Origin of the sequence: Nakamurella antarctica (assembly GCF_003860405.1) — a bacterium.
In the GTDB taxonomy this organism is placed as follows: domain Bacteria; phylum Actinomycetota; class Actinomycetes; order Mycobacteriales; family Nakamurellaceae; genus Nakamurella; species Nakamurella antarctica.
The window spans coordinates 773,519-790,693 of record NZ_CP034170.1 but is presented as its reverse complement, the minus strand read 5'-3'; the positions used below and the strand labels follow the sequence as shown (position 1 = coordinate 790,693).

The 17,175-nt window shown below is 62.1% G+C and carries 11 protein-coding genes and 1 tRNA gene; 6 read left to right on the top strand and 6 right to left on the bottom strand.

Going from position 1 to position 17,175, the window contains the following annotated elements; translation table 11 throughout:
* Positions 1-54: 54 nt before the first annotated feature.
* The 6 genes from EH165_RS15625 to mfd all read right to left on the bottom strand — a co-directional run bounded on the left by EH165_RS15625 (position 55) and on the right by mfd (position 10,068).
* Positions 55-2,352 (bottom strand): glycoside hydrolase family 16 protein, encoded by a 2,298-nt coding sequence (locus EH165_RS15625; protein ID WP_206426080.1) that lies wholly within the window; start codon positions 2,350-2,352, stop codon positions 55-57.
* Between the two features lie 482 nt (positions 2,353-2,834).
* Positions 2,835-2,993: a sugar transferase gene (locus EH165_RS16635; RefSeq protein WP_338418500.1), complete on the bottom strand. Its 159-nt coding sequence runs from the start codon at positions 2,991-2,993 to the stop codon at positions 2,835-2,837.
* Between the two features lie 8 nt (positions 2,994-3,001).
* Positions 3,002-4,417 (bottom strand): exopolysaccharide biosynthesis polyprenyl glycosylphosphotransferase, encoded by a 1,416-nt coding sequence (locus tag EH165_RS03410; protein WP_206426078.1) that lies wholly within the window; start codon positions 4,415-4,417, stop codon positions 3,002-3,004.
* A 41-nt stretch (positions 4,418-4,458) separates the two neighbouring features.
* Positions 4,459-4,749, bottom strand: a complete 291-nt coding sequence (locus EH165_RS03405; RefSeq protein ID WP_124798033.1) for a hypothetical protein — start codon at positions 4,747-4,749, stop codon at positions 4,459-4,461.
* Between the two features lie 424 nt (positions 4,750-5,173).
* Positions 5,174-6,052 (bottom strand): hypothetical protein, encoded by an 879-nt coding sequence (locus EH165_RS03400; protein ID WP_124798032.1) that lies wholly within the window; start codon positions 6,050-6,052, stop codon positions 5,174-5,176.
* A 446-nt stretch (positions 6,053-6,498) separates the two neighbouring features.
* Positions 6,499-10,068 carry a transcription-repair coupling factor gene (gene mfd, locus EH165_RS03395; protein WP_124798031.1) on the bottom strand — a complete coding sequence of 1,190 codons (3,570 nt, stop codon included), beginning with the start codon at positions 10,066-10,068 and terminating at the stop codon, positions 6,499-6,501.
* Between the two features lie 274 nt (positions 10,069-10,342).
* Between mfd and EH165_RS03390 the strand changes: the two genes are divergently transcribed.
* The 6 genes from EH165_RS03390 (at position 10,343) to EH165_RS03365 (ending at position 17,175) form a co-directional block, all read left to right on the top strand.
* Positions 10,343-10,414 (top strand) — tRNA-Gln (locus EH165_RS03390).
* Between the two features lie 153 nt (positions 10,415-10,567).
* On the top strand, positions 10,568-12,100 hold the full coding sequence (glmU, locus tag EH165_RS03385) for a bifunctional UDP-N-acetylglucosamine diphosphorylase/glucosamine-1-phosphate N-acetyltransferase GlmU (RefSeq protein WP_124798030.1): 1,533 nt from the start codon (positions 10,568-10,570) through the stop codon (positions 12,098-12,100).
* On the top strand, positions 12,097-13,074 hold the full coding sequence (locus tag EH165_RS03380) for a ribose-phosphate diphosphokinase (RefSeq protein ID WP_124798029.1): 978 nt from the start codon (positions 12,097-12,099) through the stop codon (positions 13,072-13,074). Before glmU ends, EH165_RS03380 begins: the two co-directional genes overlap by 4 nt.
* 877 nt (positions 13,075-13,951) lie before the next feature.
* Positions 13,952-15,253 (top strand): DUF6421 family protein, encoded by a 1,302-nt coding sequence (locus EH165_RS03375; protein ID WP_124800273.1) that lies wholly within the window; start codon positions 13,952-13,954, stop codon positions 15,251-15,253.
* A complete protein-coding gene (locus EH165_RS03370; protein ID WP_124798028.1) occupies positions 15,250-16,002 on the top strand; it encodes an SDR family NAD(P)-dependent oxidoreductase in 753 nt (250 codons plus the stop codon). The genes EH165_RS03375 and EH165_RS03370 overlap by 4 nt, the downstream gene beginning before the upstream one ends.
* A gap of 126 nt (positions 16,003-16,128) precedes the next feature.
* A complete protein-coding gene (locus EH165_RS03365) occupies positions 16,129-17,175 on the top strand; it encodes a threonine aldolase family protein (protein ID WP_239020680.1) in 1,047 nt (348 codons plus the stop codon).

Genomic DNA, 17,175 nt, shown 5'->3' with positions numbered 1-17,175 from the left:
ATCGATCACATCACAAGTGGGCCACTTGCAACTATTCCGAGGCCGCCCTCACTGTCAAGGATTGTATTTCCACACCCGGACGTAGTCGATATCGTAGGACGCATCGGTAGTCCATTCCTTGTGGAGCGGATCTGCGTACCCCATCCACCAAAACCCAACCTGTGTATCGATGCGAATATTGACCCCTGCATCGGTAAACGCGGTGTTGAACCACGGGTTGTCTTTGGTAGTCGGCGCCCACACCAGCGCACCGTCGTAATAAAAGCGCATCCCCGCAGGGTCCCACTCCAGCGCCCACGTGTGGTAGCCGCCTATTACAGTCGGAAGTTTTTTATTCAAAGTGCTGACTCTGACTGTGCCAGCTTCGTGGTTGGTGGACTGATGCACGGTGCTGGAAAAGGTGCCCTCGGGTTGCGACCCCATCTGGTCGTGGGGAGCGCCGATCGCCTCCATGATGTCGATCTCACCCAACCCGCGAGAGTCTCGAAGCCAGAAGGCGGGCCAGATGCCTCTTGAGGCCCCCGTCACCAACGGCAGCTTCGCACGCATTTCCCATCGCCCGTAACGCTGCGAAAATAGCCCAATGGTGTCGATGTACCCGGTATTGAAGTACCTCGGGCGTTCCGTGCCGAGAACAGGATTGGCAAGCCACTGGGTGGCAATACTGAGGTTGCCGTTAGCCACCTTGACTTGGGACGCTGAAATAATCGCCTGATCGTAGGCTAGGCGAGTTTTGTCGCGAACGCGCCACTTGGTCGAGTCCACCGTGGTGGCGTTGAACTCGTCCCGAAATACCGGGGCGCCCCAATTCGCCAGCACCGCCGGATCTGCCGGTGGCGGCGCCCCCAGTGTGGAACTGGTGGCGGGTACTAAGGAGATAGTGGTCGAGGGGGCAGCTGAACTCGCCCCGCTGACCTGGATAGTTTCCGGTGACGTTGCCGAAGCTGCCGGCGCGGCAGGAACCGCAGAGACTGGGGGCTGAGCGCCAGTCGTCTGAGCGCCAGTCGTCTGAGCGCCAGTCGTCTGAGCGCCAGTCGTCTGAGCGCCAGTCTGGGGCACGGCTTCACTCAGAGGCGATTCCGACGTCAAGGCCGTAGCGGCACTGGACGTAGGTGTTTCGTTGATCTGCGTAGTGGTTGCGGGCGCTGTAGTTGGCGGCTCAGTTGACGCACTGGCTTCCGGGGAAGGTGCGACAGATTCCGGTGTGGGGCTGGTCGGCGCCGCGGGAGGAGCCGCAGCAGGCGTCAACATTTCGATTTCAGCGTCAAAGGCCACTGCCCTCGTGGCCCGATAGTTCAGATGGACTGACGCGCTGATCGTATTCTGGCCCTCGTGGATGAGCGCTACGGGGATATCGAAGGAAACGGGTCCCTTGTAGGACGTACTGGCAAACAACATGTTCGAGTCCGGGCCAGCAATCACGTTCGAGCGGCCAACCTCGACCCCGTTGACGTACATCACCACCCCGTCGTCGGCGACAGTGTTGACCACTACCGACTCGGTGCCGGAGAGCGCGGGCGCTGTGAAATCACTCCGGAAATAAGCTACCCGTGGCCCAGGACGCACACCCTTAGGGGCGATGTTGGAGACGACACCTTTCGCCGCGAAACCCAGCGGCGCGGGGCCTGTCGACCAGGCCGAGTCGTCAAACCCAACTCCGGCCCAGTTACCGCCCGGCGCCGAAGTCTTGAACTGCCACGACCATGTCGAACCAGCGGCAAGCAGCTCAGTTGCGGCTATCGGACAAGCCTCAGATTGTGGGGGCGTGGAGAAGTCGGGGGTCAGAATCTGCACCCGAGCATCGAAGGAGATCGCTCGTGTCGCCCGGAAGTTCAGGTGGACGGAGGCGCTGATGTCGTTGGTGCCCACGCGCAGTAGGGACGCGGGGATCGTGTAGGTCACCGGCCCGAAGAAAGACGAACTGGCGAAAAGATCGTGGGAATCTGGGCCGCTGATCACGTTGGATCTTCCGATCTCCTGACCATTGACGTACAGAATGAGTCCGTCATCGGCCACCGTGTTCACCACAATGGAAGCGCCCTGCGGCAGCTTCGGCGCTTCGAACTTCGACCGGAAGTAAGCAACTCGCGGTCCCGGTCGAGTCGTTTTCGCAGAAACATCGGTGGCGATCCCCTTGGCCACAAATCCGAGCGGCGCTGGCCCCACTGACCATGCTGAATCGTCAAATCCCTGGGCCGACCAAGTGGAGGGAGGGGCATCCTTATCGAACTGCCACGACCACTGCGAGCCCGCGGGGAGCAAATCTGCCACGGGGCGCAGGCAATACTCGGCTACCTGCTCATTGGTGCCCTGCGTTGGCGCGCTTTGCTGGATATCCGGTGTTTCGGCCACGGCACCTGGTCCCGGGCCCAATACCGTTATCGTCACTACTGCCGCAATTGCAGTGTGTAGCCATCTCGCTCGCACGTACATGCCTCAGTTTCTGTTACGCCCATGAGTGCGTATCTCGTTGCCTGCTTGACGACCCACATTCGGACCACCAAGGAGCGCGGCCCGGGGAGTACGGGCTGTCCGCGTAGCGGTACTAGCGGCGCTGTTGGCGACCTCCATGTTCCGTCCGGCACCTTCGAAGAGTTAAGCGCCAGATAGTCCATGTGGGGTGGTCAGGGAGACGTTTTCACCGATACTGCCATAGAGGCGCGCCCCGACGCTAGCTCTGCGTAGTGAACGCGATGACGTTCAGTGACATTGAGCAGACACTGAGTGATTCTCTCTCGGTGCAGACTCGAATCTGATGTTGGATTTGATGTTGGATTGAGGTAGGGGCCGCTATTTTCTTGGCAGTGCGTGGAATGACCTCCACGGCCGGAGCTTTAGTAAGCACCGCTCGAAGACATGACCGCTTTGGCGGTTTTGAACAAAATCACCAAGTCACCCGTGATGGACCAGTTCTCAACGTACGAGAGGTCGAGGCGCACGCTTTCGTCCCAGGTCAGATCCGAGCGGCCCGAGACCTGCCACAGGCCCGTCATTCCTGGTTTCACGAGGAGTCGACGGCGAACATCATGGCGGTACATCGCCACTTCGGATGCAAGGGGGGACGCGGTCCCACCAAGCTCATCTCGCCCTTGAGAACATTGAGCAGCTGCGGAAGTTCGTCGAGGCTGTATCGGCGGATGAGCTTACCGACCTTCGTGATGCGGGGGTCGTCCTTCATTTTGAAGAGGACGTCGTTCCCGGCATCACGCTGCTCCGCTTTTAGGTCCGCCAGGAGCGCCTCTGCGTCCACGCGCATCGAGCGGAACTTGACCATCCTGAAGCGACCACCGTCAACACCGACGCGCTCCTGACGGAAAAAGACCGGCCCGGGACTGCCCGTCTTGATCGCCATCGCCAGCCCCAACATCAACGGGCTGAAAATCAGCAACAGCGTCATACTGCCGACTACGTCGAAAGCCTTCTTCAAAATTCGGGTGGGCCCGCTGTAGGTGGGGCGCTCCACGTGTATCAATGGAAGACCTGCAACAGGCTGGGTGTGAATGCGGGGCCCTGCAATATCTGTCAAAGCTGGAGCCAAGATCAACTGGGTTGGCAGTTTTTCTAGATCCCAGCTCAATTTACGAACCGCCGCCGGCCCGAAGGCAGACGTGGCCGTGACCGCGACCACGTCAGCGTTGACCAGACGCACCGCGCTGACGATCTGATCGAGTGATCCCAAAACCGGCACGCCCTCGACAAAGCGGTTAGATTGCACCGCGGAGCGGGCAGCATCTGCGGCTTTGCTGCCTTGGGTGACACACGCACCAACGATGCGATAGCCCGCGCGCGGTGAGCGACGTAATTCCGAGACGAGTTGGCTCACGGTTTCCAGGTTGCCTACTGCAAGTACATTTGCCGAGTACATTCCGCGATCTCGTTGCAGATGCAGCCACCGTCGCCAGACATACCTGCCGAGGAGTAAACCGAGCAGGCCGGCGGGCATCACGAGTAGCAGGTAGCTCCGCGGCATATCCAAGCCGAACAGATACGCCGACATCGATACCAGCGCAAATACGATAAATGTTGCATTCAGGACCCGTTTGTACTCTTCAGATCCAAATCCGACCACGCGTGAGTCCCTGGAGTTGAGAACCGCCAGGAAAAGTGCCCACAGTCCCACTACGAGAGCGCTGGCAGCGAGGAAGTCGAAACCAAAGGGGTCAACTATCGGCGATGCCGACCGCATCGACGTGCGCAGTAGGTGCGCGCCCGCAATGGCCCAGACGATGACAAGCATGTCCGTGGCCAACAGACGACGCACATACGCCCGACGCCAGTCGAACTCGGGAGCCGGGGCAGCTGCCACAGCTGGGCGGGAGTAAGACCGAGAAGGCGCTGGAACAGCTGACGAAGTAGCTACAGAGCCGCCGGCGTTGCGGGAGCGGTGTGGCGCGGCCTGGCTGAGAGGTGGTCTCACGATGCTTGTTTTTGATACACCGCGGTGATCGAGGAGCGACATCAGCGCTCGCTTAGTGACCCGGCCGGCCGCACGCTGTCAGCGCGGGCGAATGCCGACCTGCTCCGGCTCAGAGCGACCATCGCGAACACAACCGCGAGGAGGGCTATGGCAAACCACAAAGTGGCGCCCATAGTCAATCCCAAAAGCGCCGGGCGGGCCAGGAACCCCGTCGAGCCCACGTTGACGCTGCCTTCAGCCGCTGCCGACTCGGTCAGGGCTTGCGCACCCGCCACTGCGGGGCTGATCAGTGCAGCCATAGATGCGAGCACCATAATTACCAGCTTCTTCATCGTCGCTTCTCTCCGTCTACGACCACCGGGGCATCCCGCTGGTGCTTTTGGGTGACGATTTCTTCGATTAATACTCAAAGCAACCGCCGATGAATCAACGGTACATTAATTCCCCCCTTAGGAGGAAACTCGATCCAAAGAACTACCATTAGTAGCGAAGACTGACGGTCCGTACTCGTCAACCGAACTCCGCCCGCAGCACGGGAGGGCGCCCGAACTCAGCCTTATGCCAGATTAAATAGGGCATTGAGGACAGTGGATCCGCTCTTCGAGGGTTGCATCAAGCGCACAGCAGCTCATCTTCACCCACGTGGGCGTACATCTTCGATACGCACACATACAGTTATGACACTAGGCCATTAGGGAACCTGAAATCGAGAGGGCAGCGGGTTTTCGCCGTAGACGCAGTGGCGATAAGGGCGATTTAGGCGCGCCCTGGCGCTGCGACGACCTGCATCATTCGGGAATCCCACGAACCGTAACGGGGGTTCACTTCAACACTGATGCCAGTGGTGCGCTCCGCGAGATAAAGACCAGCCATGGCCACCACGCCGCCGGCGCTCAGCTTGGCAAAATTCTCCGGCGACACTGGCCCCACAGCAGAACCGACGTCAGTCACGTTGACCAGGACCGCGGAGGCCCCTTGGGGAACTATCAAAAAATCGCCCGGTCGAGCCGAGAACAGCCCAACTCCCACCAGCGTGGGCAGCGTCAAAGGGGTCGCTTCAAAACCCACCTGTCCCGCCTGCTGCGAGGCGCCCTGTGCGGCAGCCGCTGCAAAGGTGGCGGGAGCGTTGGAATAGGTGGACTTGGCCGCCTGCGCCTGCGCCACGGTTTTGTACTGCACCAAATCGAATTTAACGGTGGGGATCGTCACTGCCACCCCGGCGGCGACGGCGTCGGTCAACAACTTGTACTGGTCGGCTAGATCCATCGAACGGGCCACCAAGTCGGCCGCGTCCACCGCATACAGCGCGTTGGCCACCGCCTGCTCTCCGCCCAGTTTGGCAATGACGTCACTGACGTACGCCGTGTCCAGTGGCGCAGAGGCTCCGGTTTGCACCAAGAGTTGATGTCTGATGCCGGTTGTCACCTCGTTGCGCGAAAGGGTCACCAACGAGCTTTCGGAGCCGCGGTCGCTGGCTTTATCCTTAGTCACCATTTCCAAAACCAGCTTGGCCCGCGCATCGATGTCCTGGGTGCTGATTGCCTTACCACCAACCACTGCCGCAGCGGAGACCGAAGGCGTGCAGCCCGCAACGCCAAACAGCAGCACTACCAACGCCACCGCGCTTTTCCGCATCCCCGCGCCTGCGCGCACACGGCTACCGGGAGCGCAGCGCTGACCCAGCTGTTGGCGAAGACTAGCGACCATGGCGACCTCTTTTAGTTGGCGTGAGCGCCGACACCGGCGGCATGGTCAGCTTGCCATAGGCGTGTAGGTCTTTTCGGCGGGACACCTCGTGTCCTGGCGCTGGCGTGGGACGAGTCTTCTCTATCGATCCCCTACCTAGCCGTGCCGACACCCGCGGGGTTGCGGCCTTAGTAGAGGCGTCTACCTTGCATCAGGCTCCGGCGCTTTCAGCCGATCCGCTCTCGTCGTGCAGCCTTGGCGATAAGCCCAGTCTCGGACGAAGCCGGCCCAGGATCGCCGCCCGACCCGGAGCTACGTCGCACGCTGCTGTTGACAATCACCGGGGCGCTGTAAGCCCTCAAAACCCCGGCTGATCGCGAAGGCCACAGCCGGGCTTACCGCACCCGGGCCGGGCTCAGGTCAGCGAGCACGTGATGCGCCCACGCCAAGATGGCGTTGTCGCGCAGCGCCGGCGCTCCCACCCGGTTCGATTCCCCCGGAGTCAGCAGCAGCAGATTTTGCGAGGTCTGGCGATAGGTAGAGCCGGGATACACCCGCGCCAGTCGCATCTGAACAGACTCGGGGACATCGACAGGAGAGAATCTGATGCCTTTGGGCATCATTGCAATTTCCGTGACGCCCACTTCGCGGGCCGCTTGACGCAGGGCGGCAACCGCCAAGAGCGCTTCTACCGGTGCTGGCAGTGGTCCAAACCGGTCGACCAACTCGGAGCGGACGGCTTCGATCTCGTCGTGGGTACCCGCTCCCGCAACTTTGCGGTAGGCATCCAGTCGCAGTAGTTCCCCAGGGATGTACTCGTGGGGAATGTTGGCATCGACGGGTAGTTCTACTCGAACTTCGGCCACCTCTACCGGTTCTGGATCCCCCGCTGCGGCGCCCGCTTCTTTCTTGAAAGTGTCGACGGCCTCAGAGACCAAGCGAACGTAGAGGTCGAAGCCGACGCCGGCTATGTGGCCGCTTTGTTCGGCGCCGAGGATGCTGCCAGCGCCGCGGATCTCGAGGTCGCGCATCGCCACTGCCATACCTGACCCCAGGTCCGAGTTCTGCGCGATGGTCGCGAGCCGGTCGTGCGCGGTGTCGGTGAGCGTCTTGTCCGGCGGGTAGAGGAAGTAGCTGTATCCGCGCTCTCGCCCGCGGCCCACGCGGCCCCGCAGCTGGTGCATCTGAGAGAGCCCGAGCACCTCGGCGTGATCCACGATCAGGGTATTGGCATTGGAGATATCCAGTCCGGTCTCGACGATGGTGGTGCAAACCAGAACGTCAAATTCGCGCGCCCAGAATCCGTCAATCACCTTTTCGAGTGCGTGCTCGCCCATCTGCCCATGCCCCACTGCCACCGAGGCTTCCGGAACAAGTTCCCTGATCCGGCTGGCTACCTTGTCGATATCGGAGACCTTGTTGTGGACAAGGAAGACTTGGCCCTCCCGCAGTACCTCGCGGCGGATCGCGGCGGCTACCAGCTTGTCGTCGTAGGCACCGACATAGGTCAGGATCGGGTGCCGCTCCTCCGGTGGGGTGAGAATGGTCGACATTTCGCGGATCCCCGCCAAGCTCATCTCTAGCGTGCGCGGGATCGGGGTGGCCGACATAGTCAACATATCCACGTGGGCGCGCAATCCGGTGATGTGCTCTTTGTGCTCGACACCGAACCGCTGCTCTTCATCGACGATGACCAACCCGAGGTCCTTATAAACGATGGAAGGTTGCAGAAGCCTATGCGTCCCGATCACGATGTCGACGGTGCCGTCTGCCAAGCCTTTGATCGTCTGTTTGGATTCGCGTTCCTCGGTAAACCGCGATAGCCCCTTCACGTTGATAGGGAAGGCCGCCATCCGTTCGCCAAAGGTCGAAAGATGCTGCTGCGCCAGTAGAGTCGTCGGCACCAGGATGACGACCTGCTTGCCGTCCTGTACCGCTTTGAAAGCGGCGCGGACCGCGATTTCTGTCTTGCCGTAGCCGACATCGCCGGAGATGACCCGATCCATCGGAACGGCCTTTTCCATGTCCGCCTTGACCTCGTTGATCGCGGCGAGTTGATCCTGGGTCTCGGTGTAGGGGAACGCATCCTCGAGCTCACGTTGCCAGGGGGTATCCGGTCCGAAGGCGTGCCCGGGGGCCGAGGCTCGCGCGGCGTAGAGCTGTACCAGTTTCGCCGCAATCTGCCGAACGGCTTTGCGTGCCTTACCTTTTGTCTTCACCCAGTCGGCGCCGCCCAGCTTGTTGAGCGTGGGCGCTTCACCGCTGACATAGCGGGATAGCTGATCGAGGGCATCGGTGGGAACAAAAAGTCGATCGCCCGGGTGGTTGCGTTTGCCGGGGGCGTATTCCACGACGAGGTACTCGCGAACGGCGCCGCCCACGGTGCGTTGCATCATCTCGATGTACTTGCCAATGCCGTGCTGGTTATGCACTACGTAGTCGCCCGGCTTGAGCGCCAACGGGTCTACGGCGTTGCGCCGGCGGGAGGGCATCTTCGCCTTGCCAGCGTCGGCGCCCACCCCGCGGGTGCCAGTGAGATCCGATTCGGTGATAATCGCAAAGTGGCTGCGCGGCAACACAAAACCAGACTCCAGTCGGCCACGAGCGACGGTGACGACACCCGCTTTCGGCTCGGTGATGATGCCATCGGCAGCCAGGCTGGCGCCCAGGTCAGCCTCTGCCAACCGCTCGACAGCCCGAATCGCGGTGCCGGAGCCCGCAACGACGATGACGGTGACGCCGCCAGCCGCAGCTCGCTCTCGCGCATGGTCCATAGCTGGTTCAAACTCGCCGCGGTATGCCGGGGCAGCGCTGATGACGGGGGTGGTGGGGATCTCCCCGTCGCCGAAGGGCGCTTGCCGCCATAGTGGGCACTCGTTGTCCCGGACGGCATCGAAGGCTTCCTCGAGGTCTCGGTACGCCGATTCACCAAGGTCGATGGGCGCTTTGCCGCCGGTTGCTGCGGCCATCCACGAGGCTGTCAGAAATTCTTGCCCGGTCCGGACCAAGTCCACCGCTCTGGACCGGATCTTCTCCGGGTCGGCCAGGATGACGTGGGTGCCAGCGGGGATCAGTTCGGGCAACATCACCATCTTCCCGGCCACCAGAGCGGGGATCAGCGACTCCATCCCCTCCACCGTGATTCCCGATGCCAGCTTGTCAAGCATTTCGGCCAATGTGGCGTCGCCCGTCGCCGTTGCTGACAGCTGCTTGGCTCGCTCGCGAACCTGCGCTGTCAAGAGAATCTCGCGGCATGGCGGGGCCGTCATCGTCGTCACGGCTTCGAGGGACCGTTGGTCAGTCACGGCAAAGGTGCGAATATCGGTGACCTCGTCACCGAAGAATTCAATCCGGTACGGGTGTTCAGCAGTAGCCGGGAAAATGTCGAGAATCCCGCCACGGACGGCCATTTCGCCGCGCTTACTGACCAGTTCGGTCCGGCTGTAGGCCAGCGTTACGAGGTTCTCCACCAGTTCGCTGAGCTCCCAATCCTGGCCAAGAACAATCTTTACCGGCTCGAGCTCACCAAGATGGGGTGCCATCGGCTGGATCATGGACCGGACTGTTGTCACGATCACCTTGGGTAGGCCGGTGGGGAATTCCTCCGGGTGGGCAAGCCGGCGCAGCAGCGCCATCCGACGCCCCACGGTATCGGCCCGCGGGCTCAATCGTTCGTGGGGCAAGGTCTCCCATGACGGAAAAATCATCACGTGTTCATCGCCCAGCAGATCGCCCAAGGCCGCGGTGAGTGCCTCCGCTTCACGGCCGGTGGCCGTCACCACCAGAACGGGCACACCAGCGCCGCCGGCTTCTTTATCGCAGGCGAGAACGCCGGCCACAAAGGGGCGGGTGGCCGAGGGGCCCGTGATGTGAAAACTGGGCGTTCCGGCTGCTTGGACGATGTCGGCAAAGAATTCGTCACGGAGAACTGCCGTCAGGAGGCCGGACAATGCGGGTGAAGTCATAGTAAGAACAATGTCCCTTTCAACCGGCGCAGCACTGGCGCCGGACACGCAAGAAGCCCCCAACTCACTGTGCGGGGGTGCGAGGTAAGAGAGGGTGCACGCGTGATCCTACGCCGGATGGAGCGCGGAGCCAGAGCGCGGGAACCCGGCTCTCTGCGGCGACACCGGGCCCTCCTGCACTGGCCTCTCGCTGCACCGGACTTAGTGCTGCCCGGAAAGTGGACACAACCGCCCCTCCCGGCATGGAATGATGTACACGCACCCGATACGACAATCCGCCGTGGTGTAATTGGCAACACTTCTGATTTTGGTTCAGATATTTCAGGTTCGAGTCCTGGCGGCGGAGCACAGAAGAGTCATCCCGCGGGTTCCCAGCCCGACTAATCCCGACTAGAGTTGCCGGGGCGTGGCCCGGCTGAGGTTAGGGCGTAGGCCCCGTACTCGTCACCCGGAAGCTCGGAACATCGCCGAGATCGCCAACGTCACAAGGGACATCCGCATGCCGGTGGCCGAAACGCCAAAACCACACGCCAGCAGCTCACCTTCTTCCGGCGATTCTCCGCAGGTCTCCGCAGTGGTGGTTCTTGCCGCCGGCGCCGGGACCCGGATGAAGTCAGCGTTGCCCAAAGTAATGCATGAAGTTGCCGGCCGATCGCTCCTGGGACACGCCCTTGCCGCCGCGAAGTCGGTGAAACCGGAGCACCTCATTGCCGTCATTGGCCACGGGCGCGAAGTGGTCGGCGAATTCCTCCGAACGACAGCCCCGGACATCACCGTGGCGATCCAGCACGAGCAATTGGGAACCGGCCATGCCGTTGCCTGCGCCTTGGCGGTCGCCGAGGAACTGTCCGGCACTGTCATCGTTACCTACGGCGACGTGCCATTGCTGCGCGGCGAGACTCTTCAGGCGCTCGCTCGCGCCCATTCCTTATCGGGCAACGCGGTCACCGTTCTGACCGCCATGGTGGAAAACCCCTACGGCTATGGGCGGATTATTCGCGATGCGGCCGGTGAGTTGGCAGCGATCATCGAACAAAAAGATGCCGACTCCGAGCAGCAACTCATTACTGAAATCAACTCCGGCGTGTACGCCTTTGACGCCGCTGTGCTCGCCGACGGGCTGACAAGGCTGACAGTGGCCAACAATTCGGGCGAGCGCTACCTCACCGATGTAGTCGCCATCGCGCGCGGCGACGGCCGGAAGGTGGGAGCGCTGGTCGCCGACGATGCCGCGGAAACCGAGGGGGTGAACGATCGCGTTCAACTCGCCGAGATGGCTCGTCAACTCAATGAGCGCTTAGTTCGTCGGGCACAGCTCAGCGGTGTCACCATCCTGGATCCGGCCACTACGTGGATACATGCGGGCGTCCAGATCGGCCCCGACACCCAGATCAAACCCCACACCTGTCTGGAGGCTGGGACGGTGATTGGCTCGCACTGCGTCATCGGGCCCGACACGACACTTTCGGCGTGCATTGTCGAAGACGGCGCCACCATCGTGCGGACCCAAGCCACCGGCGCGGTGATCGGAGCCGGCGCTTCCGTTGGCCCGTTCTCCTTCCTCAGGCCGGGCGCGGTGCTCGGCGCCGGGTCAAAGGTCGGCGCGTTCGTTGAGGTCAAGAACACCACGATCGGGGCTGGCTCCAAAGTGCCGCACCTTTCTTATATTGGTGATGCCACGATCGGCGCCGATTCCAATATTGGAGCCGGGACCATTACGGCGAATTACGACGGCGTCCACAAGTACCCGACCGTCGTCGGAGCGCGAGCTTTCGTCGGGACCCACACCACGCTGATCGCCCCCGTCACCATCGGGGACGGCGCTTACACCGCGGCTGGCTCCGCGATCAGTGAGAGCGTGCAGCCCGGCGACCTCGGGATAGCGCGCAGTCGGCAAACTGCGAGCCAAGCGTGGGTATTGCGGCGTCATCCGGACACACCGATGGCCAAGTCAGCCCGCGCAGCCGGCGCCCTAGATCCGAATGTCACCCTTGATGCCACCGCAGTGCCTGGAGAGGACGCCCCAGCGTGAACCATATTTCGATTAACACTCGGAAGAACCTGATGCTGTTCTCGGGGCGGGGCTTTCCCCAGCTCGCCGACGAAATCGCCGAGCATTTGGGCGTCGACGTCACCGAACAAACGGCATACGACTTCGCCAACGGCGAGATCTTCGTTCGCTCGAACGAGTCGGTTCGCGGCTCTGACGCGTTTTTGATTCAGTCGTGTGGCGCGCCGTTGAACAAGTGGGTGATGGAGACGCTGCTGATGATCGATGCTCTCAAGCGCGCCTCTGCCAAGCGGATTACCGTTGTGCTCCCGTTCTACCCGTACGCGCGTCAAGACAAAAAGCACCGCGGCCGCGAGCCGATTTCCGCTCGCCTCATCGCCGATTTACTCAAAACCGCTGGTGCGTCCCGGGTAATGGCCGTCGATCTGCACACCGACCAGATTCAGGGATTCTTTGATGGGCCCGTCGACCATTTGGTGGCGCAACCGTTGCTCGGCGACTACATCGCTACCAAATACGTCGGTCAGCAGATCTCGGTGGTTTCGCCGGATTCCGGTCGTGTCCGCACGGCGGAGAAGTGGGCGGCGCGCCTCGGCGGTACCCCCGTTGCCTTCATCCACAAAACCCGCGATCCACACCAACCGAACCAGGTGGTTGCCAACCGCGTCGTCGGTGAGGTCGAAGGGCGGCTCTGCATTCTGGTCGACGACATGATTGATACCGGCGGGACCATCGCCAAAGCAGCTACCCGGCTTTTTGAGGCCGGCGCCAAAGACGTCGTCATCGCCGCTACCCATGGGGTCCTCTCCGATCCGGCCGCCGAACGCCTCGCTACCTGCGGCGCCAGCGAGGTCGTCCTCACCAATACCCTCTTCATCCCCCCCGAGCACTACTTCCCGCAGCTGACGGTGCTCTCCATTGCGCCGCTGATCGCGGCCGCCATTGGCCAAGTGTTCGAGGATGGATCTGTCACGTCGCTGTTTGACCTGGAGTAGCAGCGCCTCTCCCGCGACAAAGCCCCGAGACGTCCGCGCCCCGGGGCTTTTTGCGGTCGTGATCAGATCCGTCGTACAGCATAATCTATGGCACAAGGAAGATTTCGCCGCATAATTTCCGGTACAGTAGAGATTCCCTGGCGAATCTTGTCGACTTGCCGCGAAATTTCAGCACCACCCATTCCACAATTCGAAGTGTTCCGAAGGTGGATTTCTGTAACGAGGAGATGATCAGATGACGAACCACAGCGCCGTTTTCCCGAAGGTGATGTTCGCCCATCCCCGCGTTGGAGGAAACGGCACCGAAGGCGTGCGCAGCATGCTGCTCGCCAGGGGCTACCCGGTCGTGACGTCGGCAATTGACGCTGACGTCATTGTGGTGATGCCCGGTGACCCAGACCTTGACGGCCTTCGGGAATTGGTGACGAGTGGCGTGGGGATGGTCGTCGTGGGAGGGGCGGCTATCAATGCCGCCGCAACCGCGGTTGCCACATTGGCTGACATCGAGATCGGCCCGCTCGGCTCGGACTCCGCTGTCAGCGCCGGACTTGTGGACGCCGATAACGAGACCGCTCCCCTGCGGTTCGTCGCGCCGTTCAATCAGAATCTGCTCGCCAAAGTCAGCCCCGCTCGCCTACGGGCAACTGCAACACTGGCCACTGGCTCCGGCAGCGCCGCGATCCTGCGCGGGGCGGGAACCGGGCAGACCCCGGGATCTGTTGCTGGCGCGATAGGCACTCTTGGATCCGGCCGCGTAGCCGTCCTTGCTGTTGATCCGGAAGCCGAGAGTGATGACTCCGCAACACAGCTCATCTTCAACGCGGTGACCTGGGCAGCCCGCGGCGGCGGCACTCACGAAGGCGCTGCCAGCCCGGGCGTGGTCAATGCCCACCACGAAGGCTGGCGCCGCCTCAAAGCCGCCGTCACGGTGCTCCGCACCTTCCAGATCTCAGACGGTTCCGTCCCGTCCGACCACGAAGGGGCAGCAGCCGCGGTCACCGCCATCACCGCCGAAATCGAGCTGCTCTCTCCCTCCTTCCCGCACGACGCCGACTACCTGCACGCTTTGGTCGCAGATTTCGCGCGGTGGGCTGACGGTGGATTTACCGTCCCGGACTTCTTGGATTCGCTTCTCGCGTTCCACCCCGAACAGCATCGCGTTGACGGCCTACAACACGTCGTAGTCTTCCCGATGTACACCCAAAATGGCAGCCCCGACAGGCTTTTCGAAGCTGTTCTGCTCGACGTGGTGTGGCCCGAGTTCATCGCCGAGCTGGAAGCCGGCGACTACTCCAACAAGCTTTTCGTCCCCATCCGGTTCCTGGATTTCACCGCCGGTTACGACACCAACTCCGCGGTCCTATTCCCGGAAACCATTGCCATGCGCGAGGTCCCGACCTTCACGTGGGGCGGAATCTTCGCAGACCGCGAGGCCGCCAGATTCCGGACCGTCATCAGCTCTGCCGCCGCAACCACCCGGTTGGCACTGCCACCGGACGCCGCGCGGTTGCTGGAGGATCAGCAGTTGGCGGTAGAGACCTTCGTGATGTGGGACCTGATCCACGACCGCACCCACATGCACGGCGACCTGCCCTTCGACCCGTTCATGATCAAGCAGCGGATGCCTTACTTCCTCTACTCGCTGGAGGAACTGCGCTGCGATCTGACGGCATTCAAGGAATCGGTCAAGCTCGAAGCTTCTGGCGTGCCGCACGCCCGGCTCGTGCAGTACGCAATCATCTTCGACCGCATCTTCCGCTTTGCGATCACCGGCAGCCGGGTGCGTAACTACGACGGGCTGGGCGGGCAGCTGCTCTTCGCCTGGATGCATCAGCATCACGTGCTGCACTGGACCGACAACCGCCTGAGCATTGATTGGGAAAACGTCACCGAGGCAGTGCTCGAACTGGGTCGCCGCATCGAAGATCTGTATTGGCGCTCCATCGACCGGCCGAAAACGTCCCATTGGCTTGCTGCGTACGAGCTGGTTGCCACCGTGTTGACCCCCAACCCAGCCTCGACGTGGGCGCAGGGTCCCGCAGCGCTCCCGTTCGATGGCCCGCCCAAGGGGTTGACGGACGCCGTGCTGCCGGACGAGTTCCCGCTGTCCATGTTCTACGAAGCGTTGTCCCGCAAGCTCGCAGGCGTAGTCGAATCCACCGCTGGGATCACCGGATGATCACCGCGCCAGCAGGCTCGCCCACCCGTGGCACGCCGGTCGCCGGCCGGGTGGTTGTCGTGACGGGCGCGACAGGGGTTGCGGGGCAGGCAGTCTGTGCTGAGTTGATCGACAACGGCGCGTCTGTGATTGCTGTCGCGTCGGACGTATCTCGATTAGCCGACTTGCAGGTCCGGCATCCGCTCCTCACCACCCAGGTCTGCGATTTGGCAGATTTCGCTGCCGTCACCGCTCTGGCCGACAGCATCGGCCCCGTCGACGGAGTGATCCACCTCGTTGGTGGATGGCGAGGAGGCGGCGGGTTGGTCGGCCAGAGCGACGCCGACTGGGAATTTCTGGTCACTGCGCTTGTCGCTACCCTGCGAAACGTCACCAGAGCGTTCCACACTGCACTCCTGCATTCGGATTCGGCCCGCGTCGTCATTGTCGGAGCCACCGCCGCGGCAGCCCCCACCGCTGGCAACGCGAACTACGCAGCGGCGAAGGCGGCGGCGCAGGCGTGGATGGGCGCCGTGGCCGATTCGTTCCGGCTTGCACAATCTGGACACCGAACGGCTCCGACGGAACAAACTGCTGCGGCGCTCACGCTGGTGATCAAGGCGCTCGTCACGGAGGCTGACCGCCACGCGCAGCCAGAGAAGTCGTTTCCGGGCTTCACCGACACCCGCGAATTGGCCCGAACCGTGGTCGGTTTATGGTCTCGCCCCGCAGCCGAACTTAACGGCGCCGCCATTTCGCTCATTTCCTGACCTTTTGCTCACGGAACACCGCATTCTGCTCACGGAACACCGCATTCAGAACTGCGAAGCTCCTGCTCACCGGTCAGGCTCCCAATCCGGTAAACCGGAGGCGGCTCTGATGGAAGGATTCACCCTGTGAAGAAACTGCATAACGACCAAGAGCGCGGCTTCGCATCCGATAATTACGCGGGCGTCCATCCGGAGGTTCTCGCTGCCATCGGGGCCGCCAACGGTGGCCACCAAGTGGCTTACGGCGCCGATGTGTACACGGCACGGTTACAAGAGATCTTTGGCGCCCACTTCGGCGCCCAGGCAGAGGCGTTCCCGGTCTTCAACGGCACCGGCGCGAATGTTCTTTCGCTGCAATCGTTATTGTCGCCCTGGGGCGCAGTGGTGTGCGCTGAAACCGCACACATCAACACCGACGAAAACGCGGCTCCCGAGAGGGTGGCCGGCATCAAACTTCTGACGGTGCCCACCCTGGACGGGAAGCTGACTCCGGAGCTGATCGATGCCCAGGCTTGGGGATTCGGCGACGAGCATCGCGCACAGCCGCAGGTGGTTTCGATTACCCAGTCCACCGAACTCGGCACCCTGTACTCCGTGGCCGAGGTAACGGCAATCTGCGAACACGCACATTCGTTGGGCCTCACCGTCCACATGGACGGTTCCCGGATCGCCAATGCCGCTGCTGCCCTTGGTGTTCCGCTGCGGGCATTCACCACCGACGCCGGCGTCGACGTGTTGTCCTTCGGCGGCACCAAGAACGGCCTGCTGTTCGGGGAGACCATTCTGGTGCTCAACCCTGGCGCATCAAGTGGCCTCAAATTCCTGCGCAAAATGAACATGCAACTGGCGTCAAAGATGCGGTTCATCTCCGCAGAGTTCATTGCCCTCTTGGAAGGCGACCTGTGGCTGCGATCCGCCCAGCACGCCAACTCGATGGCGCGCCACCTGGCAGATGCCGTCGATGGCATCGAAGGCGTCACCATCACGCGGCAGCCGCAGGCCAATGCGGTATTTGCAATTTTGCCAGCGGGGGTACCCGACAAGCTGCGTGAGCATTTCCGTTTCTACGACTGGGATATGGCTACCGGCGAGGTCCGCTGGATGTGTTCGTGGGACACCACAACCGCCGATGTCGAGGCGTTCGTCGGTGCACTGAAGCAACTGGTCCCGTAG